The organism is Methylophilus sp. OH31 (assembly GCF_000576615.1).
GTDB lineage: Bacteria > Pseudomonadota > Gammaproteobacteria > Burkholderiales > Methylophilaceae > Methylophilus.
This window is the reverse complement of sequence record NZ_BAUS01000010.1, coordinates 97966-123776: the sequence shown is the minus strand read 5'-3', so window position 1 is coordinate 123776 and position 25811 is coordinate 97966. Positions and strand designations below refer to the sequence as shown.

The 25811-nt window shown below is 51.8% G+C and carries 22 protein-coding genes; 11 read left to right on the top strand and 11 right to left on the bottom strand.

Annotated features, from left to right (window positions below; genetic code table 11):
- Positions 1–5 precede the first annotated feature (5 nt).
- From OH31_RS12135 to OH31_RS12125, 3 genes are read left to right on the top strand one after another with little or no spacing between them, the layout of a single operon-like run.
- Entirely contained in the window at positions 6–1496 is a 1491-nt protein-coding gene (locus OH31_RS12135; RefSeq protein WP_024930935.1) for an AMP-binding protein, read from the top strand.
- Complete coding sequence (locus OH31_RS12130) at positions 1497–2195, top strand: TenA family transcriptional regulator (protein WP_024930934.1); 699 nt, start codon at positions 1497–1499, stop codon at positions 2193–2195. It begins immediately after the preceding gene.
- A gap of 9 nt (positions 2196–2204) precedes the next feature.
- Positions 2205–2996 (top strand): SDR family oxidoreductase, encoded by a 792-nt coding sequence (locus tag OH31_RS12125; protein WP_024930933.1) that lies wholly within the window; start codon positions 2205–2207, stop codon positions 2994–2996.
- On the opposite strand, the gene OH31_RS12120 is transcribed toward OH31_RS12125, so the two are convergent.
- The 5 genes from OH31_RS12120 to OH31_RS12100 all read right to left on the bottom strand — a co-directional run bounded on the left by OH31_RS12120 (position 2991) and on the right by OH31_RS12100 (position 8193).
- A complete protein-coding gene (locus OH31_RS12120) occupies positions 2991–3509 on the bottom strand; it encodes a M23 family metallopeptidase (RefSeq protein WP_024930932.1) in 519 nt (172 codons plus the stop codon). The genes OH31_RS12125 and OH31_RS12120 overlap by 6 nt on opposite strands.
- Before the next feature lie 43 nt (positions 3510–3552).
- Positions 3553–4881 (bottom strand): cell envelope integrity protein CreD, encoded by a 1329-nt coding sequence (gene creD, locus OH31_RS12115; RefSeq protein ID WP_024930931.1) that lies wholly within the window; start codon positions 4879–4881, stop codon positions 3553–3555.
- Positions 4882–4976: 95 nt separating this feature from the next.
- Positions 4977–6416, bottom strand: coding sequence for a two-component system sensor histidine kinase CreC (gene creC / locus OH31_RS12110; protein WP_024930930.1), 1440 nt, complete (start codon positions 6414–6416; stop codon positions 4977–4979).
- Between the two features lie 10 nt (positions 6417–6426).
- The gene (gene creB, locus OH31_RS12105) at positions 6427–7110 is read right to left on the bottom strand and encodes a two-component system response regulator CreB (protein ID WP_019883740.1); all 684 of its coding nucleotides are present in this window, start codon (positions 7108–7110) and stop codon (positions 6427–6429) included.
- A 120-nt stretch (positions 7111–7230) separates the two neighbouring features.
- On the bottom strand, positions 7231–8193 hold the full coding sequence (locus tag OH31_RS12100; protein ID WP_242402278.1) for a quinoprotein relay system zinc metallohydrolase 2: 963 nt from the start codon (positions 8191–8193) through the stop codon (positions 7231–7233).
- Between the two features lie 58 nt (positions 8194–8251).
- On the opposite strand from OH31_RS12100, the gene OH31_RS12095 reads away from it, so the two are divergent.
- On the top strand, positions 8252–8848 hold the full coding sequence (locus OH31_RS12095) for a cytochrome b (RefSeq protein ID WP_024930928.1): 597 nt from the start codon (positions 8252–8254) through the stop codon (positions 8846–8848).
- Positions 8849–8912: 64 nt separating this feature from the next.
- Here the strand turns inward: OH31_RS12095 and hemE are convergent, their stop codons facing one another.
- The 5 genes from hemE to OH31_RS12065 form a co-directional block, all read right to left on the bottom strand.
- Positions 8913–9977, bottom strand: a complete 1065-nt coding sequence (gene hemE, locus OH31_RS12090) for a uroporphyrinogen decarboxylase (protein ID WP_024930927.1) — start codon at positions 9975–9977, stop codon at positions 8913–8915.
- Between the two features lie 169 nt (positions 9978–10146).
- Positions 10147–11574, bottom strand: a complete 1428-nt coding sequence (locus OH31_RS12085; RefSeq protein WP_019883735.1) for a glutamate synthase subunit beta — start codon at positions 11572–11574, stop codon at positions 10147–10149.
- Positions 11575–11661: 87 nt separating this feature from the next.
- A complete protein-coding gene (gene gltB / locus OH31_RS12080) occupies positions 11662–16311 on the bottom strand; it encodes a glutamate synthase large subunit (RefSeq protein ID WP_370576186.1) in 4650 nt (1549 codons plus the stop codon).
- Between the two features lie 418 nt (positions 16312–16729).
- On the bottom strand, positions 16730–18010 hold the full coding sequence (gene hemL / locus OH31_RS12070; RefSeq protein ID WP_024930925.1) for a glutamate-1-semialdehyde 2,1-aminomutase: 1281 nt from the start codon (positions 18008–18010) through the stop codon (positions 16730–16732).
- 100 nt (positions 18011–18110) lie between these two features.
- The gene (locus OH31_RS12065; RefSeq protein ID WP_024930924.1) at positions 18111–19127 is read right to left on the bottom strand and encodes a serine protease; all 1017 of its coding nucleotides are present in this window, start codon (positions 19125–19127) and stop codon (positions 18111–18113) included.
- Between the two features lie 152 nt (positions 19128–19279).
- On the opposite strand from OH31_RS12065, the gene OH31_RS12060 reads away from it, so the two are divergent.
- Together OH31_RS12060 and gndA are read left to right on the top strand one after the other, a co-directional pair.
- Complete coding sequence (locus OH31_RS12060; protein WP_019883731.1) at positions 19280–20020, top strand: dienelactone hydrolase family protein; 741 nt, start codon at positions 19280–19282, stop codon at positions 20018–20020.
- A 170-nt stretch (positions 20021–20190) separates the two neighbouring features.
- The gene (gene gndA, locus OH31_RS12055; protein ID WP_024930923.1) at positions 20191–21705 is read left to right on the top strand and encodes an NADP-dependent phosphogluconate dehydrogenase; all 1515 of its coding nucleotides are present in this window, start codon (positions 20191–20193) and stop codon (positions 21703–21705) included.
- Positions 21706–21963: 258 nt separating this feature from the next.
- Here the strand turns inward: gndA and OH31_RS12050 are convergent, their stop codons facing one another.
- On the bottom strand, positions 21964–22149 hold the full coding sequence (locus OH31_RS12050; RefSeq protein WP_024930922.1) for a hypothetical protein: 186 nt from the start codon (positions 22147–22149) through the stop codon (positions 21964–21966).
- Between the two features lie 336 nt (positions 22150–22485).
- Between OH31_RS12050 and thiS the strand changes: the two genes are divergently transcribed.
- From thiS to OH31_RS12025, 5 genes are all read left to right on the top strand, one after another.
- On the top strand, positions 22486–22689 hold the full coding sequence (gene thiS, locus OH31_RS12045) for a sulfur carrier protein ThiS (protein WP_019883728.1): 204 nt from the start codon (positions 22486–22488) through the stop codon (positions 22687–22689).
- A gap of 58 nt (positions 22690–22747) precedes the next feature.
- Positions 22748–23530 (top strand): thiazole synthase, encoded by a 783-nt coding sequence (locus tag OH31_RS12040; protein WP_024930921.1) that lies wholly within the window; start codon positions 22748–22750, stop codon positions 23528–23530.
- A gap of 2 nt (positions 23531–23532) precedes the next feature.
- Entirely contained in the window at positions 23533–23916 is a 384-nt protein-coding gene (gene apaG / locus OH31_RS12035) for a Co2+/Mg2+ efflux protein ApaG (RefSeq protein WP_019883725.1), read from the top strand.
- A 125-nt stretch (positions 23917–24041) separates the two neighbouring features.
- A complete protein-coding gene (locus OH31_RS12030; protein WP_024930920.1) occupies positions 24042–25241 on the top strand; it encodes a murein transglycosylase A in 1200 nt (399 codons plus the stop codon).
- 14 nt (positions 25242–25255) lie between these two features.
- Positions 25256–25801: a chorismate lyase gene (locus OH31_RS12025; RefSeq protein ID WP_024930919.1), complete on the top strand. Its 546-nt coding sequence runs from the start codon at positions 25256–25258 to the stop codon at positions 25799–25801.
- Positions 25802–25811 lie beyond the last annotated feature (10 nt).

Below are 25811 nucleotides of genomic sequence, written 5' to 3'. Positions count from 1 at the left end.
CCATCATGATATTGCAACAGATTCATGCGCAGGCAACACAAAATCCGAACCGGATCGCCCTGGAAGGGCCGTCTGCGCAGCTGACTTATAGTGAACTGGCGGCGGAGATGACGCGCGTGTCTGGCGCCTTGCGCGCGGTGACCAACCGTGCCACTGTGGCGCTGGCGCTGGATAATAGTCCGGCCTGGATTGTATTGGATTTAGCGGTGTTGGCTGCTGGCTGGAGCAACGTGCCACTGCCGGCGTTCTTTTCTTCGACACAAAAACAGCATGCGATTAAGGATGCTGGTGTTAGCCTGATCTTGACTGATATGCCAGCTTCCTGGCAGCAACTATACCCTGACAGTGTTGTTGTCGCTGAATGGCAGGTGGCTGGTCAAGCGGTGACAGTCTTGCGCATCCATGCCCATGATCGCGCCGCCGCTGCCGATAAAATCACCTATACCTCCGGTACAACCGGTGCGCCTAAAGGGGTTTGCCTGTCTGCACACACGATGGGGCAGGTCGCCAGTTCTATTGCCAGTCTGATCGTGCCGGGTGCAGCTGATCGCCATTTCTGCGTGTTGCCGCTGGCCACATTGCTGGAAAACGTGGCGGGCGTGTATGCCAGCCTGATTTCTGGCGCAACGGTGGTGGTATATCCGTGCCACGCAGTTGGTTTTACTGGCAGTCAGTTTGACATCAGCCGCTTGTATCAAGGCCTGCAAGATAGTCGGGCGACGACTGCGATCCTGATTCCTGAGTTGCTGCGTGCGCTGGTGATGTATGTGCAAGCAGGCCAGGCGCCGTTGGCATCGTTGCGTTTTGTCGCAGTCGGTGGCGCCAAGGTGGTGCCGGCGTTGATACTGCAAGCCCATGCGCTAGGATTGCCTGTGTTTGAAGGCTATGGCTTATCAGAGTGTGCGTCGGTTGTTGCACTCAATACGCCACAATCACACAAGCCAGGCAGTATAGGCAAGCCCTTGCCACATGTGCAGCTACGGGTGGATCTGACAGGCGAGCTTTGGGTGAAAGGCGCTTTGTATGATGGCTACACTCAGCCCGAGGGTGGTATTGTCGAGCCGGTGCTGGACGAAGAGGGTTATCTGGCCACTGGTGATCTGGCTTATCAGGATGATGATGGTTATGTGTATCTGTCAGGCCGCAAAAAAAATATGTTTATTACCTCGTTTGGGCGCAATGTTTCGCCTGAGTGGGTGGAGAGTACATTAATACACCAGCCCGCATTGCAGCAGGCGTGTGTATTTGGAGAGGCGAGGCCGTTTAATGTGGCGATTGTGGTGCCGCAGCCGCCGTTTACCACAGAGCAAGTGGCGCAGGCGATTGCGCAAGCGAATCAGCAGCTGCCTGACTATGCGCAGGTGGGAGATGTGGTGTTTGCTCACCAGCCATTTAGCCCGCATAACGGACAACTCACGGCTAATGGCCGCTTAAAGCGCGATGTGATTGCCGCTGCTTATATGGCTGAAATCAATGCGATTTACGAAGGAGTTTAAATGACTTTTTATCAGCAATTATTAAGCGCGACCGAGCAGGAGCGTAACACCTTGATGACGTTGCCGCTGATTGTGCAAGGTGCACAAGGTAATATCACTCTTGACATCTACCGTGCCTTCCTCACCCAGGCTTATCACCATGTCAAACATACGACCCCATTGCTCATGGCCTGTGGTGGCCGACTTAGTGGAGAATACGAGTGGTTGCGTACAGCGATTGGCGAATATATCGAAGAAGAAATGGGGCATCAGGAATGGGTGCTCAATGATATTGCTGCTTGCGGCGGTGATAAAGAGTCTGTGCGCCATAGCGCGACGGCTGCCGATGCCGCCAGTCATGAAACAGAGATGATGGTGGCTTATGCTTATGACATGATCAATCGTGTGAATCCCTTAGGCTTTTTTGGCATGGTATTGGTGCTGGAAGGCACCAGCACCGCCGTGGCTACACAAGCCGGTGAAAAAATCATGCAGGCCCTCAATCTGCCGAAAAAAGCCTTTAGCTACCTGCTTTCACATGGCTCGCTAGATCTCAGCCACGTGACCTTTTATGAGGGTCTGATGAACCAGGTGACCAAGCCTGAGGATCAGCAAATCATTATTCATGCCGCAAAACGCTTTTACCGCTTGTATGGTGAGATTTTCAAGCATGTGGCGGCACAGGCGGCTGCCAGTCAACCACTGGTGGCAGCAGCTTAGGAGTCGGCGATGGAGTTACGTAATCTGCATGTGGTGTTGACTGGCGCAACAGGTGGCCTCGGGACCAAGCTCGCCCTCGCACTTGCTGCGCAAGGTGCTGTCGTCGGACTGGTCGGGCGGGATCCGGTCAAGTTGCATGCGCTGCAAAAAAGAGTCGCGGCGCAGGGTGGCAAGTCACATATTATTGTCACCGATCTGGCTCAGCCCAATATGGCCAGCCAGGTATTAAAACAGTCTTTGCGCGAGATGGGGCATGTGGATTTACTGATTAATAATGCCGGTATTATCGAATTCACCGAGTTTGCCGAGCAAACCGAGGTGAGCATCGATAATATGGTGCATACCAATGTCACGGCGACCCTGGTTTTAAGCCGTGAGTTTGTTGCTTATTTTTTAAAACGTGGCCGAGGCCATTTGGCGTTTGTTGGTTCTATTTTTGGCTCGCTAGGCTTCCCGCATTTTGCTACCTATTGCGCGAGCAAATTTGCCATTCATGGGTTTAGCCAAGCATTGCGCCGTGAGTTGGTGGATGCCAATATTGGCATCACTTACATTGCACCCCGCGCCATTGCCACCCCCATGAATGATGACCGCACCAACGCCATGTGGCAGGCCTCTGGCCAGGCTGTGGATAGCCCGCAAGACGTGGCAGATAAAATCGTGCAGGCATTGCAGAAAGATAAGCAGGAGCTGTTTGTCGGCCAACCGCAAAGCTTGTTTGCCTGGCTGAATGGACTGGCCCCCAGGCTGGTGAATATGGGCCTCAAACGACAGGTCGCGCTGGCGAAGAAGTATTTATAAATGTGATTGTTCTGAAGTGAGTAATAGGTGCGGGTTCATGTAGAACATTCTTTTCCATCCTTGCTTTTCCAATGTGATCTCTGCCGGGTTGGGCATAAGCCTGAGAATGCTGTAATGCAGATGGGGAGCCTTGCTTCTGGCGTTACCGCTATTACCTACCGTGCCGATCAGGCTTTTCTGCGTGACCAGGGTCAATGGCTGCGTTGCCACCGACTCTAAATGTGCGTAGTAGTGAATACGTCCTTTGGGCGAAAGGATTGCGACGACATTTCCGCCTCTTTCAATGTTTCCTGTGAATATGACTAATCCGTTACTTGCTGAAAGCACAGGGGTTTTCTTGCGGGCAAAAATATCTATACCTTTGTGTACACCCGACTTTCCCCAAGGGGCAAACCAGTAACTGTCTTGGTTCCAGTCTTTAGCTGTCGCCGCTTGCACCGGAATGACCGTGTTTTCGGGCATCATGCTTGCCAATACTGTGCAAATGATCAGTCCGTAAAAAATCTTTTTCATCGCTGGCCTCACTTATACGGGCGGCAAGTGCCGCCCTGAAGTTTTATGGATGGCTAAGTGCGTACCAGTTCACTTTTCTGGTCACTATCATGGTGAAGGTCAATAGGCTGAATACCAGCAAGGAGCCCATGAGCAAGGCATTGTCTTCGGAAATCAGAATGCCATATAAGGTGCCATACAACAGGCTCAGCTTGCAGGAAAATATGATGCCATAACGCCTGTTCTGCAGGATGTTCGCCAGATAGTAACCAATCAGGCCGATGCAGGCTGCGCTGGCAATCAGATAGGCATAGCTAAAACCAATATGCTCTGCCAAAGAAATCAGCAGTAAATAAAATATTGCCATGGCTAAGCCAACCAATGTGTATTGTGCGGGGTGAATGCGCAGTTGTTTCATCACCTCAAAGATAAAAAAGCCCGCAAAGGTTAGCCCTATAAACAATAAACCATATTTTGTGGCCCGATCTGACAGGCTGTAGATGTTGACTGGTTCAACAAAGCCGACTGTGATCGCTTCGAGGGGCAGGTTCGCAGATGTGCGGTTTAAACTGGAGAGCAGTCTTTCCTGAATATTGCTGGCGAGTGATGAGACCTCCCATTGGGCATCGAAGCCTTTATCACTAATACGTTGGCTGTTAGCATCAGGTAAAAAGTTACCGTCAAAATGTGGGTGTTGCCAGCTGGAGTGTAAGCGCACGCTATTCTTGTCTGCCAGTGGGATCAGATTAAATTGCTGCATCCCTCGCAGGTGTAGATTCAGCTTGAACGATACCAAGCCTTGTTCTGGTTGCAAGTGGCCCAGATCCGCATGGATGCCTGCACCCAGCAAAGGTAATTGCGTGCCTTGTTTCAGGCCTAATGTTTGGGTGCCCCAATGCAATACCGGTTGACCATCTATACCCCGTGTGTCACTGAGCCCAATCGCAAGTGAGGCCTCACCAAAACGGATGCTGCCGTTTGTATGCTGAGCTTGCACCTTGATTTGATTTAAATTGAAGCCGCCCGCAATATCCCCATTAAAGCGATACATGAGGGCTTTGAAAATGCCGCGTTGTTTATAGTTGTGCGCAAAGTCGCCCGTGACCGTCAGTGTACTTGGCAGCAGGTAGAGATGCCCCTCATCCTTACGTTCAACTATCTTGCTATCCTTATCTCTGCCTACCGTTTCGGTGTAGTGTTCGGTATAGGGAATCACCAATATGGGGCCGGTAAATGTTTGTGCCTCGGTGGAGGATTTTGCGATATTGCTTTCTACGTTAGCTTGCCTGGTCTGGCGTTCGAGAATCAGGTCATTCACATAGCCCAAGGCCAGCGACATCAGTAATATCAGCGCCAATATGCCAAGGGATTTATATAAAAATGGTTTTTGCATTGCAAACTCCTCAATGAAAGAGTTTGCAGCATAAAACTGGCAGGTGAAGCCTTGTTGTGTTGAATGTGAGGCGAGTGTGAAGTGCGCTTGAGTATTTAGCCCGGCCAGCACAAACTGGCAATTGCCCCATTGGGATGTACATTGGTAATGGATACATCGCCATGATGCAAAGCCATGATTTGCTGCACAAAGTTCAGGCCAAGCCCCGTGCTTTTTTGGCCGGCATGTGGTGTATTGGCCGGCCTGGGTAAAGAGTAGAATTTGTCTTTGATTTTATCCAGGGCGTACAGCGGGATCCCGCTGCCCTCGTCTTGAATGCTTAACTGGATGCCAATGTCAGTCTTGCATAATACGATATGAATGTGGCTGTTGTTTGCACTGAAATCCAGCGCATTTTCCAGCAAGTTACTGATGGCCTGACCACAGAGGAAAGCATCTCCTGCTATGGATAAGGAGGTGTCTAGGGTTGTTAGCAGCTGGATATTTCGCTGTGTGGCGCGGTCTTGAATGAGCCGGAGTTGTTGTTCTACCAAGTCAGACAAGGCAATGTGTACGGGGTGTACCAATACTTGTTGTTGTTCCAGCGCGGCCAGTCCCAGTATGTTTTGTATCATATGTTGCAAGCGCTTGGTCTGTATCTTGATGCTGTTCAGAAAGTGTGTCCGGTCTTGCTCGGGCATTTCTGGGGTAATCAGTTCAGTTGCCGCTTGTATGGCCGTCATTGGGCTTTTTAACTCATGGGTGAGTTGGTGTATGGCCTCCTGAATATGCTGATGACCATCCAGTTCATCGCGCATGGTTTTCATGGCTTGTGCCAGCTCTGCTAATTCGTCGTTGCTTGAATCTGGCGCGACGGCTTTATGGCCTTGCGCGACCGCTATGGCGTAATCTCTTAAGCGGTGAATGGCGCGAGTGAAGCGCCATGTAAATAAAATACCCAAGCATAAAGAGAGCGCTAGCAACAGTATGCCCCAACGCATGATCTTTGCCTGGGCGTGCAGGATAAATGGTTGCATGGTGCTATTAGGTTTCGCTACTGTCAGTACGCCGATCAGCTTATCATTGTCCATGACCGGCGCAGCGACATACATTACTGTCTCGCCGTCTGGTCTGGTTGGATCTACAGGGGTGGTTCTTGCACCATATCGGCTTTTCAATGTCAGGTAGACATCATTCCAGCGGGAATAGTCTTGCCCGACTGCCTGATGATCAGAATCAAATACAACCATGCCGGTGCTGTCGGTGATATATACTCGATAATCTGCAGATCGTTTGGGCACTCCCCAAATGTTGGCTGTCCCCGACTTGTGCTGATAGTCATGCAAGCTACGCGCAAATTGACCGTTTTGGATGCTGCCTTGCTTCAGGTCATCTTTGGCCAGTTCGGCCAATAAATTGGCGGTATCCACCAAGGTGTCCTCCATTGCTTGGCGTACACCAGGTTTGACTTCGTCTACAAATACCGCTAATACAAACCATGCGGCAAGCCCCACCAGTAAAAAGTATCCCAGGAAAATTTTAAGGCTGATTTTCATGCAGTTATGATTATGGGAGCAAGCTGTAACCCATACCTCTATGCGTCACAATTAACGTTGTTGCGGGTAGTTGATGTGCGAGTGAAACTTCGCGTAGTTTGCTGCGCAAGGTTTTTACATGCGTATCGACAGTACGCTCCATGGAGTCTTCTGCCGATTGCCAAACGGTATCCATCAGGCTGGCACGCGAAAATACGCGATGCGGTTGCAATATCAGTGTTTTGAGTAACAAAAATTCATAACGTGTGAGCGGCAACAGCTGTTGCTGATAATAGATACGACTGGCATGTTCATCCAGTTGAAATCCTGTGGCAGCGTGGTCAATTTCAGGATGTAAGCGTCGTTGAATAGCCTTGATTCTGGCGACAATTTCCCTGGGACTGAACGGTTTGGTGACATAGTCATCAGCACCTATTTCCAGTCCTAAAACTCTGTCTACTTCGTGATTGCGTGCTGTCAGAAATAAAACCGGTGTATTACAAAAGCGCCGCAGTTGTTTGCAAACATCAAATCCGGTCATATCAGGCAACCCGATATCCAGAATAATCATGTCGAACGATTGTTTTTTTAGCACATCCAATGCTTGTTGGCCGAGGACGACGTGGTGGGCCTGCATTTGCTCAGCTTGACAAGCATAGATGATGGTTTCGGCAATCGAGGGTTCATCCTCGATGATGAGAACGGAGAGAGACATGGCTGCATTGTAGAACAGAATGATCTACAGATACCAGTCAGCGGTATGGCTGATCTAGGTGGAGCATCACTGGCTCGCTGTTGTCGACAACCGTGCACAATGAACAGCAAAGCTAAGTGCCTATTCCCACTCCAGCTGCGGATAGATCACATTCACATTGCGTCGGTTGGCAATATCGAACAATTGCCATTTGTCGTGTTCAGAGGCTGCTGCGGAGTCCATAGTTTGTTCCATGCTGATGCCCTTTTTGATGCTATTGCGGACGTCAGCTAGCAGCAAGTTGAGGTAGCGTAGCTCGTTGCCAATAATGGTTGGTTGATCTGCGCTTTCCAGACCATGCCCAGGAACAATCAGTGCATAATGTGACTGGTTCATACGTTCAAGTGTCGTAATCAGGCCTTTGATATCCCCTTCAACGACAGGGGTGCGTTGCGCGAATAGCAAGTCGCCGGTAAACAAGGTGTTGGTTTTGCTATCGAGTACGGTTAAGTCGGTATGGGTGTGCGCAACCGTTTGTGCCTGTAGCTGCAATGTGCGCCCGCCCAGATCCAGCGTTAATTGATCATGCACGGCAGTATCCGGCGTGACAGTGGTGCTGGCTTTGCCTGCCTCACCCAGCAGGCGGGCATTGAGTTTTTCGTATTGCTCTTTGCGTAACAGCATGGTGTTAGCCAGCTTGTCATGGCCGATGAAATGCGTTGTGCCATTTTGGAAAGCGGCATTACCGTAGGTGTGATCAGGGTGTACGTGCGTGTTGATGACATAACGTATCGGCAGCGGACTGATCGTTTTGATGGCTTGCAGTAATTGTTCACCTGTATGCTTGCTGCCACCGCTATCAATCACAGCAATGGCATCGCGACCAACCACGACACTCAGGTTACAAATGTCGCCCTGGTAGCCGTCGTCAATATCCAGATGTTTGCCGTGATGAACATAGATGCCGTCAGCAATCTGCTTCAGTTCAAAGTCGTCAGCCCATGCCTGGCTACATAACGTTACAAATGCGCACATAAGACTGACGCAAAACCAGTTGATTTTTGATAACATGCTGACTGAACCCATGAATGTTTCATGCATCATAATCAATTCATTCATCATTACAAAGTGACTGCCGTCACAAGTCTTTCAAGGAGAACACATGAGTTCAACGCAACGGTATACCAAGGTTGCCATTATTTTGCATTGGCTGATTGCGCTGGCTATCATTGCCATGTTTGCACTGGGCTGGTACATGGGCGGGTTGCCTAAAGATGGTCCTAAGCAAACCGCTTTTGATCTGTTTGACTTCGGCATCTACACCTGGCAAATGGATGAGCCTGCCAGCGCCAGAACCTTATATTTTAACCTGCATAAATCGTTGGGTTTTAGCTTGTTTTGGCTGATCCTGTTCCGTGTTTACTGGCGGATTAGCCATACACCACCTGCCATGCTGGCTAGCTACTCTGCGTTAGAGCGCAAAGTGGCTACAGGTGCGCATCACCTGTTGTACCTGCTGATGGTGGCGATGCCGTTGAGCGGTGTGTTAATGACGCTTTACAGCAAATTTGGCTTGAAATGGTTTGGGTTGGAGGTGTTTGGCGGCCTGGATAATGCTGATTTGCGCGATGCCTTCAAAGAGTCACATGAATTGTTTGCCAACATCTTGCTGGCGGTATTTATTGTGCATGTACTCGGTGCACTCAAACATCGTTTTGTGGATAAAGATGAGACCTTGTCTCGCATGTCTTTAAAGTAGTCAGTTATTCCGCATATAAAAAACCGCCAGCTAATGATTGGCGGTTTTTTTATTGGCCCCTACGTTACAGGTGATACTGCGGGCTGAGCTTGCGCAGGGTTTCCAGCATGCAGGCGGCATGTTCAGGCGGTGTCCACTGCGTAATGCCGTGGCCCAGGTTGAAGACGTGGCCATGACCATTACCATAGCTTGCCAGGATGCGGGCGACTTCTTTTTCAATCGCGGCTGTTGAGCTCAGCAGAATGGCTGGATCCATATTACCTTGTAGCGCAACCTGGTTACCAACACGTTGGCGTGCTTGCGCGAGATCGACGGTCCAGTCCAGACCTAGCGCATCTGTACCAATGGCCGCCTGTTGCTCCAGCCACAAACCGCCGCCTTTGGTGAAGACGATGCTGGGCACCGTTTTACCTTCCGCAGTCTTGGTCAGGCCGGCGACAATTTTTTGCATATAGTTAAGCGAGAACTCGATATAGGCGTCATGTGACAGTGCGCCGCCCCAGGAGTCAAAAATCATCACGGCTTGAGCGCCTGCGGCAATTTGTGCGTTCAGGTATTGAATCACGGTTTGTGACGTGATTTCCAGAATGCGATGCAACAGCTCAGGTCTGGCATAGCCTATCTTTTTGGTATTGAGGAAGTCGGTACCGCCTTTGCCTTCGACCATATAAGTCGCCAGGGTCCAAGGGCTGCCGGAAAAGCCGATCAGCGGAACGCGGCCATTGAGTGCCTTGCGGATGCTGCTGACCGCGTCAAACACATATTGCAGTTTGGACATATCCGGCACTTCCAGCTTGAGGATATCTTCCTCTGCTTGCAAGGTGCGCTCAAATTTCGGGCCTTCACCCTCTTCAAAATACAAGCCCAATCCCATGGCATCCGGCACGGTCAGGATGTCACTAAACAGGATGGCCGCATCTAATTGCGGGTAGCGATCCAGCGGTTGCAGTGTGACTTCAGTGGCAAATGCCGGGCTTTGGCATAACTGCATAAAGCTGCCTGCGGTTTTCCGGCTCTCACGGTACTCCGGCAAATAACGACCCGCCTGACGCATCATCCAGACCGGCGTGTATTCTGTGGGTTGGCGCATGAGCGCGCGTAAAAAAGTATCGTTTTGGAGTTGAGTCATTGGATAGCAATTGCCTCATCTGTGATGAGGCCGGTCAACAATATGTGAAAGCATGATTATAAAGGCCAAGCTGCTATTTCACCCGAAAGAATGGTGTTTTTTTGCGATATGACAAATAAAAAACGCCGATGATATCCATCGGCGTTTTTGAGGGGGCCATTTTGCTGAGTTAACGTGGCAACGTCGAGCTACCCATCAAGAAAGCATCGACTTCGCGTGCACATTGACGGCCTTCGCGGATAGCCCATACCACCAGTGACTGGCCGCGACGGATATCGCCAGCAGCAAACACTTTGGCTTTGCTGGTTTTGTAACAGCCTTCGCCATCGGTGGTGGCTTTGGCATTACCACGATTGTCTTTTTCGACACCAAAGGCGTCCAGTACTTTTTGTACTGGTGAGACAAAGCCCATGGCCAAAAATACCAAGTCCGCTGGAATGGTGAATTCAGAGCCTGGTACGTCGACCATTTTGCCGTCTTTCCACTCTACGCGTGCGCCTTTGAGCGCGGTCAGTTTGCCATTTTCACCAATCAGTTCTTTGGTGGTGATAGACCAGTCGCGGTCTGCGCCTTCTTCGTGTGAACTGGAGGTGCGCATTTTGAGTGGCCAGTTTGGCCACACCAGTGATTTGTTTTCTTTTTCTGGTGGTTGTGGCATCAATTCGAACTGGGTGACGCTGGCGGCGCCATGACGGTTGGAGGTACCTACGCAGTCAGAGCCGGTATCACCGCCGCCGATGACGACGACATGTTTACCGGTGGCTTTGATCTGGTTGGGCACAGTATCACCGGCGACCATTTTGTTGTTTGGTGTCAAAAAGTCCATGGCGAAATGCACGCCATCCAGTTCGCGGCCTGGGACTGGCAGGTCACGTGGCAATTCAGCACCACCGGCCAGGATCACGGCGTCGAAGTCACGCTCGAGGTCGGCTGCACTGACGTTTTCGCCTACGTTCTGGTTCACCTTAAAGGTCACGCCTTCGGCTTCCATTTGCGCAACACGGCGATCAATGTTGGATTTATCCAGTTTGAAGTCTGGGATGCCGTAGCGCAGCAAGCCGCCGATACGGTCATTTTTCTCCAGCACGGTCACACTGTGGCCCGCACGTGCTAATTGTTGTGCTGCTGCCAGGCCTGCAGGGCCTGAACCTACCACGGCAATTGTTTTGCCGGTTTTGTTGGGGTTGATTTGCGGGGTGACCCAGCCGTTTTCCCAGGCTTTGTCGATAATCGCGTGCTCGATGGATTTAATACCAACGGCATCATTATTGATATTCAAGGTACAGGCCGCTTCACAAGGTGCCGGGCAAATACGGCCTGTGAAATCAGGGAAGTTGTTGGTGGAGTGCAATACATCAATCGCACTACGCCAGTCCTGGTGATACACCAGGTCATTCCAGTCTGGAATGATGTTGTTGATTGGACAGCCGGTCGTACAGAAAGGAATGCCGCAATCCATGCAGCGCGCGCCTTGCTGTTTGGCCTGGTCGTCTGTCAAATGCAGGACGAACTCTTTGTAGTTTTTGACGCGATCTTTGACCGGCAGATTCTCTTCTGCCAGGCGGTCAAATTCCATGAAACCTGTGACTTTACCCATGTGAAATCATCTCTTCCCTGTTGCTTTGTTCAGACGCAACCTTAACAAGGCCCCGCGCGAGGCGGGGCATACAATTAACAAAAACGATTAAGCGGCTTGTTTGGCAGAAGCTGCAGCCATCTCGGTCAGTGCACGTTTGTATTCGTTCGGGAATACTTTGACGAATTTCGCACGTGAGGCCGGCCAGTCAGCCAGAAGCTCTTTTGCCCGCGGACTGCCGGTCAGCGCCAGATGCTGCTCGATCAGGCCTTTCAGAATCACTTCATCAGGCTGACCCAGGTGCTGCACTTTACCTACATCGGCTTCGGCGGCTTCCACTTTGTCCAATGACACCATGCTCATATTGCAACGTTGGGCAAATTTGCCATCAATGTCGTAGACATAGGCAATACCGCCGCTCATGCCCGCTGCAAAGTTCTGGCCAGTTGGACCCAGGACCAGCACAGTACCGCCAGTCATGTATTCGCAGCCGTGGTTACCCACGCCCTCAACCACTGCCGTTGCGCCGGAGTTACGGACGCAGAAGCGCTCGCCTGCGACGCCACTCAAGAAGCTCTGACCGGTGGTTGCGCCGTACATGACGGTATTACCGACAATAATGTTCTCGTAAGACAAACCGCGGAAAGTCGCTGGTGGCTTGATGATGATGCGACCACCACACAAGCCTTTACCCACGTAGTCGTTACCTTCGCCGGTCAGCTCAAACGTAATGCCCTGTGCCAGGAACGCCGCAAAACTCTGGCCGGAGGTGCCGGTGAATTTGACGTTGATGGTGTCGTCAGGCAAGCCTGCATGACCATAACGGCTGGCGACTTCGTGTGACAGCATCGTGCCCACGGTACGGTTGGTGTTGACGATAGGCAACGCGATGCTGACTTTTTCGCCTTTTTCCAATGCTGGTTTTGCCAGTTCAATCAGTTGATTGTCCAGGGCTTTGACCAGGCCATGATCTTGCACGTCATTGTTTTTGCGCGACACGCTGGCTGGCATTTCTGGCAAGTGGAATACCTTGCTGAAGTCCAGGCCATTGATTTTCCAGTGCTCAATCCCGGCTTTCATGTCCAGCAAGTCTGCGCGGCCAATCAGGTCTTCAAACTTGGCAATGCCGATGCTGGCCATCAGTTCACGTAACTCTTCTGCAACGAAGAAGAAGTAGTTCACCACGTGTTCTGGTTGACCGGTAAATTTCTTACGCAGCTCAGGGTCTTGTGTCGCCACGCCAACCGGGCAAGTATTCAGATGACACTTACGCATCATGATACAGCCTTCAACCACCAGTGGTGCGGTAGCAAAACCAAACTCATCTGCACCCAGCAAGGCGCCGATCAGTACGTCACGGCCGGTTTTCATCTGGCCATCGACTTGCAGCACGACACGGCCACGCAACTGGTTCAATACCAGTGTCTGTTGGGTTTCGGCCAGGCCGAGCTCCCATGGTGTACCGGCATGTTTGATCGATGAAATAGGTGAAGCACCCGTACCGCCGTCATGACCTGCGACCACAATGTGGTCGGACTTGGCTTTGGCCACACCGGCAGCCACCGTGCCGATCCCGGTTTCTGACACCAGTTTCACAGAGATAGACGCTTTAGGATTGGCGTTTTTCAGGTCGTGAATCAGCTGTGCCAAATCTTCAATCGAATAAATATCGTGGTGAGGCGGTGGGGAAATCAAACCTACGCCAGGCACCGAGAAGCGCAGTTTCGCAATGTATGGCGATACTTTATGGCCTGGTAATTGACCACCTTCACCTGGTTTAGCACCTTGTGCCATCTTGATCTGGATCTGGTCGGCGCTGCTCAGGTATTCAGCAGTCACGCCAAAGCGGCCAGAAGCCACTTGCTTGATGCGTGAGCGCATGGAGTCGCCCGCTTTCAAGGCTACATCGGCTTCAATCAGGTCGCTACCCAGCACTTTAGCAATGCTGGAATCTATTTGTACCGGAATAAAGCGTTTAACGTCTTCACCACCTTCGCCGGTGTTGGACTTGCCGCCAATGCGGTTCATCGCCACTGCCAGTGTGGCATGTGCTTCGGTGGAGATTGAGCCCAGTGACATGGCGCCAGTCGCAAAGCGTTTGACGATGTCTTTGGCAGGTTCAACCTGATCCAGCGGGATGGCTTTACCAGCTGCTTTGATTTCAAACAGGCCGCGCAAGGTCATGTGACGGCGGGTTTGATCGTTAATCAGTGCAGCATACTCTTTATACGTGTCGTATTGGCCGGTGCGGGTCGCATTTTGCAGCTTGCTGATGGACTGCGGGGTCCACAAGTGCTCTTCACCACGGACGCGGAAGGCATATTCGCCACCCGCTTCCAGGGCGTTGGACAATACCGGGTCGGTACCAAAGGCCTGGCTATGCAAGCGTACGGTTTCTTCAGCAACCTGTTCCAGGCCGATACCTTCAATCTGGCTGACGGTGCCAGTGAAGTAGTCGTTGACGAACTGGCTGTTCAAGCCAATCGCTTCGAAAATCTGTGCGCCACAGTAAGACTGGTAGGTCGAGATGCCCATTTTGGACATCACTTTGTACAAGCCTTTGCCGATCGCTTTGACGAAGTTTTTGCCTGCTTTTTCAACATCGCTGGTCATGGTCTTCATGGTTTCATATACCAACCATGGGCACACTGCTTCGGCGCCGTAACCTGCCAGCAGGGCAAAGTGATGCACTTCGCGTGCAGAGCCAGTGTCAATCACCAAGCCTGTGCTGGTACGCAAGCCCGCTTTAACCAGGAACTCATGCGTTGCAGAACAAGCCAGCAAGGCTGGAATGGCGATGCGGCTGGCAGACACACTGCGGTCAGACAAGATCAGCACGTTGTAGCCGTCATGCACGGCTTTTTCGGCCTGGTCATGCAAGATGTCCAGGGCCTGTTTCATGCCTGCTTTACCAAGGGCTGCATCATAAGTCAGGTCCAGCACGATGGACTTGAACTGGCCTTTGGTCAGGGACTCGATCTGTTTGAGTTTTTCCAGACCATCCAGGCTCAATACCGGTTGGCCACTTTCCAGGCGCAATGGTGGGTTGGTTTCGTCAACCGCCAACAGGTTCGGTTTCGGGCCGATAAATGTCACCAGCGACATCACCAATTCTTCACGAATCGGGTCAATTGGCGGGTTGGTTACTTGTGCAAACAGCTGCTTGAAGTAGTTGTACAAGGTTTTGGCCTTGTTGGACAACACTGGCAGCGCCGCGTCGTTACCCATGGAGCCTGAGCCTTCTTCACCGTTATCCAGCATTGGCTGCAGCACAAACTTCAGGTCTTCCTGCGAATAACCGAAGGCTTGTTGCGTATCCAGCAAATCCGCATTCAGACTGACTTCTCCGCTACCTACATTCGGCAGCTCGGTCAGATGGAAGCGCGTTTGCTCAATCCATTGACGGTAAGGCTTGGCTTGCGCCAATTCAGTTTTTACTTCTTCGTCGTCAATGATGCGGCCTTGCTCCATGTCGATAAGCAACATTTTGCCTGGCTGCAAGCGCCATTTTTTAACGATTTTTTCTTGCGGGAAAGTGATCACACCCATTTCAGATGCCATCATGACGATGTCGTCTTCAGTGACCAGGTAGCGCGCCGGGCGCAAACCGTTACGGTCCAGGGTCGCACCGATCATTTTGCCATCAGTGAAAGCCACGGCAGCCGGGCCATCCCATGGTTCCATCAGCGCAGCGTGGTATTCGTAGAAGGCGCGACGGTCTTCATCCATCAATGGATTGCCAGCCCAGGCTTCCGGGATCAGCATCATCATGGCATGCGGCAGGCTATAACCACCAGCAACCAGCAACTCCAGACAGTTGTCAAAACAGGCGGAGTCAGACTGACCTTCGGCAATCAATGGCCACAGTTTTTCCAGATCTTCGCCCAAGACGGCGGATTTCATTGTTTCGTGACGTGCCGCCATCCAGTTGACGTTGCCTTGTACGGTGTTGATTTCACCATTGTGCGCAATCATGCGGAATGGGTGGGCCAAATCCCAGGCCGGGAAGGTGTTAGTGGAGAAGCGCTGGTGTACCAGGGCTAACGCTGATACTACGCGCGCATCTTTCAGGTCTGTGTAGTAGATGCCTACTTCGTTTGCCAGCAGCATGCCTTTGTAGACAATGGTGCGGGAGGAGAAAGACGGCATGTAAAACTGTGCTTTGTCTTGCAGGTTGAGTGCGCGAATTGCATGCTCAATACGCTTGCGGATGACAAAACATTTGCGTTCAAAGACGGTGCTGTCAGTGGTCGTGCTGGCAATAAATACCTGGCGCATCACTGGCTCAACGGCGCGCGCGGCATCAGCAATGTTGCTGTTGTCGACGGGCACATCGCGCCAACCCAGCAGGGTTTGGTTTTCTTCAGCGATGATTTGCGCAAAAATAGCTTCGCATTTGGCGCGGTTGTCCGCGTTTTGTGGCAAGAAGGCCTGGCCAACTGCATATTGACCAGCAGCAGGCAAGGTCATGCCCAGCTTGGCGGCTTCTTCGCGCATAAAGGTGTCAGGCATCTGCATCAGCAAACCAGCACCGTCACCCAGTTTCGGGTCGTAACCAGTCGCGCCGCGGTGCGTCAGGTTATCCAGTAATTGCAGGCCCTTGGCGACGATATCGTGGCTTTTCTGGCCTTTGATATGGGCCACAAAGCCCACGCCACAGCTATCCTTTTCGTGGCGTCTGTCGTATAAACCCTGAGATTGGGGAGCTAAACCAAACTGGTCGTCCAGAGCGGTTGCGGTATCTTGAGAAGCACTCATCACGTTGTTGTCAGACTGCATGTCCATTGCCAGATTCTTCACTTACAAAACATTTGGAGGAACCTTCAATGATACCGTTAAAGTTTAGCAATTTCAATTGTTTAGCCTGCGTTAAATAACGGATAAATCTATTTTTTTATCTTAATTGAGAATGGTTTTTATTTACCCATGAAAAATGGCAGCAGAGACCGAAGTTTGGCGGTTTTTACGGCGGCAGTTGCGCAAGCTGTGTACGAGATGTGCGCTGTTTTAATTGAGGAAAGTGGGCTTTTGCGGATTGACGTCTTGAAATAAGGCGCGCATTTGAGGTGTCTTATTTAAGCGCCCAATGTGGGGCTTGTTCTTTTGTATGGTCTGCTGGTTTTATTTGCATCACGTGGCACACCGGCGGATGGGCGTGCCACGTGATCATGAGGAATTACAGGCTTGCGAAAGCGATTGCCGCCGCCTGTACTGTTTGCGCGATATCTGCATCGGTATGTGCTGCTGAAACAAAACCTGCTTCAAAGGCCGATGGGCCGAGGTAAATGCCGCTGTCCAGCATGCTGTGAAAGAATTTGTTAAAGGCGTTTTTGTCTGCCTGCATCATCTCTGCATAGCTGCTTGGGTGGCTGGCACTGAAGTACAGGCCAAACATACCGCCGACACTCTGTGCGCTAAATGTCACGCCTGCGGCTTTGGCGGCTTGTGTCAGACCGTCTGTCAGCTTGGCAGTTTGTGCTGTCAGTTTTTCATAAAAGCCTGGTGTTTGCACCAACTTCAAGGTGGTCAGGCCTGCTGTGACCGCCACCGGATTGCCCGAGAGCGTGCCTGCTTGGTAGACCGGGCCTAATGGCGCTAATACACTCATAATGTCTTTGCGGCCACCAAAAGCACCGACCGGTAAGCCGCCGCCGATGACTTTGCCCAGTGTTGTCATGTCGGGTGTGATGCCATACAAGGCTTGTGCGCCGCCCAGGGCCACGCGGAAACCGGTCATCACTTCGTCAAAAATCAGTACCGTGCCGTGCTGGGTGCACAGTTCACGCAGGGTTTGCAAGAATTCCTGATGCGGCACGATCAGGTTCATATTGCCAACGACGGGCTCCAGAATCACGCAGGCGATTTCATCGCCGATGCTGGCGAAGGTGTCTTTGAGCATTTGCGTGTTGTTGTAATCCAGCGTCAAGGTGTGAGCAGCCACTTCTGCGGGTACGCCAGCCGAGCTGGGTTCGCCAAAAGTCAGCAGGCCTGAACCTGCTTTCACTAATAAAGCATCGGCGTGGCCGTGATAACAGCCTTCAAATTTGATGATTTTGCTGCGTTTGGTAAAGCCGCGCGCAACGCGGATGGCACTCATGGTGGCTTCGGTGCCGCTGCTGACCAGGCGTACTTGTTCCATGCTAGGCACCAGCGCGTTGAGCAGCTCGGCCATTTCCAGCTCAAGGCCGGTGGGTGCGCCAAAGCTCAGGCTGTTGGCAGCCGCTTGCTGCACGGCGGCGATGACTTCAGGATGCGCATGCCCCAGGATCATGGGGCCCCAGGAGTTGATATAGTCGATATATTCTTTACCATCAACATCCCACAGTTTGGAGCCCAGGCCTTTTTTAAAAAAGATGGGCGTGCCGCCCACGCTGCGAAACGCGCGTACTGGCGAGTTGACGCCGCCTGGAATCAGTTGCTGGGATTTTTCAAACAATTGCTGGTTGCGAGAGGTCATGGATTATGCAATCTGGTAAACATCAAAAAAACGTATTCTATCAGAGCGGGCAGGCTTGATCATGCTGGTGTAGATCGCTAGTGCAAATCGCTGCAAATCATTAGTGCAGCTGTTGCAGGCGCTGTTGAATGTCCGGCCAGGCCTGGCTGTCCAGTTGCTGGATATGCTGCTCGGCATTGCTTAGTAGTGTGGGTTGTTGCGTTTGTTGCGCCAGGATAGCCAGACCGCTCCAGGCATCAAGATGCGCTGGCTGCAAGCTAACCGCACGTTCATAGGCTTGTTGCGCAGCGGCAGCCTGGCCTTGGCCATGCAGTGCACTGCCCAGGTAAAAACTGGCTTCTGCCGATTGCGGCTCCTGGGCCAGCCATGCGCGTGCAATGCCTTCTAATGCTCGCCAATCCCCGGTTTGATAAGGCTGTACCACTTGCATCAAATAAGGGCGCGCGTCCGCTGGCAAGTCCCAAAAGGCGGTGGCATCGGGCACGGTGGTGGTTGCGGCGCGCTGTTGCATCAGGTTTTTTATCCACTCTACAGGCACGCTGTAAAAATAAGCATCCTTACCCGGGCTTTTAAACGTACTCAGAGATACCAGCTCGCCCGCCTGGTTGAAGGTTGGGCTGCCACTGGAGCCCATAATAAAGGCAGCATCCGTGCGTACAATGAGGCTGCCGTCGTAAGGGTATAAGGCACGCACCTTGCCTGCGATGGTTTGTGGTTTCGGTGGGCCGCCTGGAAAGCCAATCGAAAACACGTCATCCCCATAATGCAGAGAGGCGGCTGAAGCGAGTTTGACCGCTGGTAATTCAAGATATTTGAATTTCAGCAGGCAAATATCATGTCGCCAGTCGGCAATCATCTCGACCGGACTCATACTGTCGCCAAACTTTGAAATGCTGATGCCGTTGCTATTCGCGACCACATGGCAGTTGGTGGCAACCGTATCTTTATCAACGACGACGCCACTGCCGACACCATGGCCACCGCTATTGGTCAAGGCGTGCACTTTTACCACGGAGGCTTTCAGGTGGTAAACCAGGTTAAGGTCAGGTTGGGCATGCGCTGCCTGTGCCAGCAGCCAGCAGGTCATTAAGATAAAGAGGTGAGGCAATAAGCGCATATGAACTCCCGGTATAGGATTGCGGGTCGTGATTGCAATCTGTTTTTGATTCAAAAATGCAAAAAATTCTCATTCCGGCCCATAAACCCCGTGAAAAGCCGTGCAAACAGCGCTAGAATAGCCGATATTTTTGATTGTCTTAAGGATTTACCATGCTGATTACAAGCGAAATCGTCGATTTGAACACTCCAACCGGAGTGATGCGTACTTATGTGCATCGTCCAAAACACGATGGCAAGGTGCCTGCGGTTTTGTTTTACTCTGAAATCTTTCAGCAAACCGGCCCGATTGAACGTGCTGCACGCTTTTTAGCTGGCCATGGTTATGCCGTGCTGGTGCCAGAAGTGTTTCATGAATTAAACCCGATTGGTACCGTGCTGGGCTATGACGACGCCGGCCGCGATAAAGGCAATGCCGACAAAATGGCTAAAGACGTACAAGCCTATGATACTGACAACCGTGCCATGATTGATTACCTGAACGCACAAGCCTGGTATGACGGCAATTTGGGTGCTGCTGGTTTCTGTATCGGTGGCCACCTGGCTTTCCGTGCCGCGTTGCAGCCAGAAGTCAAAGCCACCGCCTGCTTCTACGCCACCGATTTGCATACCAATATTATTCCAAACAAACCAGGCCAGCACAGCATGGAGCGCGTCAACGAGATCAAGGGCGAGTTGCTCATGATCTGGGGCAAGCAGGATCCGCATATCCCGGGCGACAAGCGCGCCGAGCTGTATAACCGCTTTGCGGCCTTGCCAGGTTTGCATTACACCTGGCATGAATTCAATGGCCAACATGCCTTTATGCGCGATGAAGGTGAACGTTATGATGCGCAGTTGGTCAACCTCGGGTATCAGTTGACCTTGCAAATGTTCGGAAACGTACTCAAGTAAGTGATTGCTAGCAAACTTGAGTGAAAGAAAACTATGGTGCTGAATATGTCATGCCAGTTGCGAATTTCAAAACAACGAGCATGCGGTATTCAATACATACCCTAGTCCAAGCACAGGTCAAAAGCCTGTGCTTTTTTTTCAACTAAATTAACCATTTATTAGAGATAACTATGACTATAAAAAATGCGGATATTGGATTGGTGGGATTGGCAGTGATGGGCCAAAACCTGGCACTTAACATTGCGGATCACGGCTATACCATTGCGGTCTATAACCGTGATCCCAAGAAAATGCTGAACTTCATCGAGGAATGCAAAAAGAATGAGCCTTCGCACGAGCGCGTGGTGGGTCATGCCGATCTGGCTTCTTTTGTATTAAGCATCAAACGTCCTCGTAAAATTGTGCTGCTGGTGAAGGCCGGTAGTGCGACGGACGTAACGATTAACGCTTTGCTGCCTTTTCTGGAGCAGGGTGACATTATTATTGATGGTGGCAATGCCTTGTGGACGGACACTATCCGTCGCGAAAAAGAGCTGGCTGCCAAAGGCATCGAGTTTATTGGTTCTGGTGTTTCCGGTGGTGAAACCGGCGCCCGTTTTGGTCCTTCCCTGATGCCATCCGGCACACGCAAGGCCTGGTCTAGCCTGGAGCCGATCTGGCGCGATATCGCTGCTAAAGTCGACCCTGTGACTGGTGCTCCATTAGAAGGTGGCGCACCAGGCAAGCCGGTGGTAGGTGGCTTCTCTTGTGCCGAGTATATCGGCCCGGATGGCGCTGGCCATTATGTGAAAATGGTGCACAACGGCATTGAGTACATTGATATGCAGTTGATTTGCGAAGCCTACTGGCTGATGAAGAACTTGCTGGGCATGCCAGCAGACGAAATCGGTAAAGTATTTGCCGAGTGGAACAAAGGTGAGTTGTCCAGCTTCCTGATTGAAATTACCGCTGATATCCTGCAGCAAAAAGATCCTGCCGGTAAAGGCTTCCTGGTGGACCAGATCCTGGATACGGCTGGTCAGAAAGGCACCGGTCAATGGACCGCCGCCAACGCACTGGAATTGGGTGCGCCTGCGAATGCGATTGCCGCTGCGGTATATGCGCGCGCTTTGTCCAGCCTGAAAGAAGAGCGCGTAGAGGCGAGCAAGATCCTCAAGGGCCCGGCGATTGCGCAAGAGAAAGACAAAGCAGCCATTATTGAGGCGATCAAGAATGCCTTGTATTGCTCAAAAATCTGCGCCTATGCACAAGGCTTCCAGCTCATCGACAAAGCACAAGTGGCTTACAACTGGAAACTCAATTTCGGTGAAATTGCCCAGATCTGGCGTGGCGGTTGTATCATCCGCGCGCGTTTCCTGCAAAAAATCACTGATGCCTATGCATTGAACTCGCGCCTGAAAAACCTGATGCTGGATCCATACTTCACCAATGCGATGAATGAAGGCCAGGCTGGCTGGCGTAAAGTGATTGCGCTGGCAGTGACCAATGGTATCCCGGCGCAAGGCTTTGCGGCCGCGTTGGCTTATTATGATGGTTACAGAAGTGCAGATTTGCCAGCAAACCTGTTGCAAGGTCAGCGTGACTACTTTGGCGCACATACTTATGAGCGTAAAGATCAGCCGCGTGGTCAGTTCTTCCATCTGGATTGGCCTGAGGCTGGTCGTCCGCAACTGGCGATTGAGTAGGTGCTTTGCCGGGCGCCAGTCATGGTGCCCGTAGCATGCATAGATAAGTCGGATGCACAAACAAAAAGATGGCGCTGGTCGCCATCTTTTTTGTTTTCTATCTTTAATATTTGTCGCCTTGCCTGAAGTCTCAGGTTTGGAGGGAGCAAGGGCCGCTACAGGCTGAATAAGATCAGTGTATGACACTCAATGCAGTTTCTGCATTGAGCCAGAAATCGTGACCCGCTACCGGGTCTTGCGCCAGCTAAAGATGCGTGATTAAACGCAGTCGCAGCTGGATTCCAGAAAGCGGTGTAACTCGTTAATTGCTTTCGTGTGTTGCTGTGCTTCAATAGCCGCTTTTGCATCTGCCAGGTTGGCGGCGGTATTCAAGCTTGGTGCATAAATTTCGTCCACTAAAAAAATTTTGGACGGACTTGCCTGGTGTGACTGTGCGATTTGCATTTCAATATTCCTTTTGGGATTTCCAATATTCGGGGCACAAAACGACGAATTGTGTTCGTCGTGCATGTGGCGCCAAAATTAACAAAAAGTTCCTTGTACAGCAATGTGATATCCGCCGTGATGACCAAACTTGTCAATTTCTTACGACATATTTGTATTGCTACAACATACAAGCAAACATGGTGCCATGTTTAATGACCTTAACGCATATCAATCCTGTTAGGATGACAGGGCTTCAATTGCGCCTGAAAAAAAGACCGCACATGAAAAACTGAAAGCCAAATGTGCTGATTTTTCGTAAAATATCGGCTTGATCAATCAAAAATGAAGAGCAGTATGCAAATTTTTGTCAACGGTAAGGCTACGCCACTGCCTGCAGAGGCCATGAGTGTGCTGGCGCTGGTAGAGCATATGCAGCTCACTGGCAAGCGCATTGCCATTGAGCGCAACGGCGATATTGTGCCGCGTAGCCAATTTGCCGAGGTGCAATTGCAGGCGGACGATAAACTGGAAATCGTGGGTGCCGTTGGCGGTGGCTAGTCACCGACTGCTGATATAGATGATTGAGTTAAACGCATTGAATAGAGAGTTTTTGAATATGAATGACGCTTTGGTAATCGCCGGTAAGTCTTATCAGTCCCGCCTGTTGGTGGGCACCGGTAAATACAAGGACTTCACGCAGACGCGTGCGGCCATTGACGCCAGTGGTGCAGAAATTATCACCGTGGCCATCCGCCGGACCAATATTGGCCAAAATGCTAACGAACCTTCTTTACTGGATTATTTGCCACCCAGTGAGTTTACCTATTTGCCGAATACGGCTGGCTGTTATAGCGCTGATGATGCCGTACGTACATTACGCCTGGCGCGTGAGTTGCTGGATGACCATAGACTGGTCAAGCTGGAGGTGCTGGGTGACCCGAATACCTTGTATCCCAACGTGACCGAAACGATTGCCGCTGCCAAAACCCTGGTGAAAGAGGGGTTTGAGGTGATGGTGTATACCTCGGATGACCCGATTATTGCCAAGCAACTGGAAGACATCGGCTGTGTGGCGGTGATGCCGCTGGCCTCACTGATTGGGTCGGGCATGGGGATTTTAAACCCGTGGAACTTGCAGATCATTATTGAGAGCGCCAAGATCCCGGTGCTGGTCGATGCCGGTGTCGGTTGTGCCTCTGATGCGGCGATTGCCATGGAGCTGGGCTGTGCCGGGGTGCTGATGAATACGGCGATTGCTGCGGCGCGTGACCCGGTGCTGATGGCCAGCGCCATGAAAAAAGCGGTTGAAGCCGGTCGCGAGTCATTCCTGGCTGGCCGTATGGCGAAAAAGCTGTACTCTGCCAGCCCGAGCTCACCAACCACGGGCATGATAGGTTAATCATGACGGATACTGGCTTATATGCATGCGAAGTCTCGGTGGTGACCGAGTATTTGACTGCACAATCGTCGCCCGGGGCGGGGCAATATGTGTATGCCTACACCATTACCATCCGCAATACCGGCAAGACGCCGGTGCAACTCATTAGCCGCCATTGGGTCATTACTGATGCCATGCAGCAAGTGCGCGAAGTGAAAGGCCTGGGTGTGGTAGGCGACCAGCCGCTACTGGCACCTGAGGCTGAGTATAGCTATACCAGTAGTGTCATGTTCAGCACGCCTAGCGGTGAAATGTTTGGCACGTATCAAATGGTTGCGGTAGATGGTCACTGGTTTGAAGTGGACATCCCGACCTTTTGGTTACATCAGGCGGCCGGTTTGCACTAACTGTATTGATACCGCTTGCTGAATCCGGCGCATTCCTGCGTCACATATCGAAACTGCCAAATATAAACATTGCAAAAAGCAAAACAGTGATAGCCACCAACCATACTTTTAAATTATGCCAGGCCATGTTGCTGGCCTCCCTATTTTTTCTGGCAGGTTGTCAAAGCGTGCCGCCCGCGACCAAGCCGCCAGTTATTAAGCCAGCCACGCCAGGTAAACCCGCTGTGGCACCTGCGCCTGAAAAACCAGCGGCGACCAATGTGCCGACGCAACCTTATGCTTTGTTAAAGGCCGCCAGTTGGACTGATTTGCCCGGGCTGGCCAAAGAGGATTGGGTCACCAGCTGGCGTGCCTGGATGCAAGGCTGCCAGGGACTCAAAAACAAAGCTGACTGGCAAGCCGTCTGTGCCGTGGCTTTGCTGATCAAGGCCGACGACGCTGCGGCCATACAGGCTTACTGGCAACAGTATTTCAATGTGTATCAGACACAGCAACCAGAAGGTGCGCCGCAAGGCTTGATGACCGGTTATTACCAGCCGGTATTGAAAGGGGCCCGCGCGGCTAGCGCACGCTATCCGGTGCCTCTGTATAAAACACCTGCCGACCTGGTGACGGTGAACTTGTCCGGGCTGTTTCCTGAGCTCAAATACAAGCGTGTGCGTGGCCGCCTGCAAGGACAGTCACTCATCCCTTATTATACGCGCGCAGACATCGAACAAGCGCAATCGCCGTTGGCTGGCAGCGAGTTGTTATGGGTGAATGATGCAGTCGAAGCGTTTTTCTTGCAGGTGCAAGGCTCGGGGATTGTCGAGCTTGAAAACGGCGAGCGATTGCCGGTGGGCTACGCGGATCAAAACGGGCATCCATATCAATCCATCGGCAAGCTGTTAGTCGAGCGTGGCGAGATGGTGGCAAGTGAAGCCTCCATGCAGGGAATTAAAACCTGGGGGCAACAACATCCTGACCAATTACGCGCATTGCTGGATGCGAATCCTAGCTATGTGTTTTTTAAATTATTGCCTGCAGGTTTGTCCGGTCCGCTCGGTGCGCTGGGCGTGCCGTTAAGTGCCGCCCGTAGTATCGCGGTCGATCCGTTTTATATTCCACTGGGGGCGCCCGTTTACCTGGCCACAACTTATCCAAATTCGGAGGCGCCTTTGCAGCAGCTGATGCAGGCGCAAGATACCGGTGGCGCCATCAAAGGTGGCGTACGTGCCGATGTCTATTGGGGTGAGGGCGAGTCTGCTGGCAAGCTGGCAGGCGCGATGCGCCAGCAAGGGCAGTTGTGGGTATGGTTGCCTAAAACGTTCCCGCTACCACACTAGCTGCTATGCACCGCATGCATGACAGGCAAGATTTCGGTTGGCAAGCACATGTGGTTGGTCGGCTACCGTTGCGGCCCTGGTTGCAGGAACGTGGCTCGTTAACGGCTCGATTAAAGCGTCAATATCCGGATTTCTCAGTCAAGGTGTTGTCTCAAGGCTGGCGCAAGCCTAACGTCGATGAGCAGGCAGTGTTACGATTGCCTGCCGCCACCCATGCCTGGGTGCGCGAAGTCATGCTGATGGGGCAGGGGCAGCCGCAGGTATTTGCACACAGCGTCATTGCCCGTAAGGACTTGCGAGGGGCATGGTGCCAATTGCGCAATATTGGGCGTGTGCCATTGGGTGCGGCACTGTTTGCCAATGCCAGTGTGCAGCGTGGTCGTTTACACTACCGAAAATTGTCACCTGCACACCCGCTGTACAAAGCTTTTTACCGTCATTTTCCTGAGCAAGCGCGGCAGGTGCTATGGGCTAGGCGCTCATTGTTTTGCCTGCGGCATTATCGTTTGCTGGTGACTGAAGTGTTTTTACCGTCCTGCGCCCAGCCGCCTGGTCGTTAATCCTTATCAG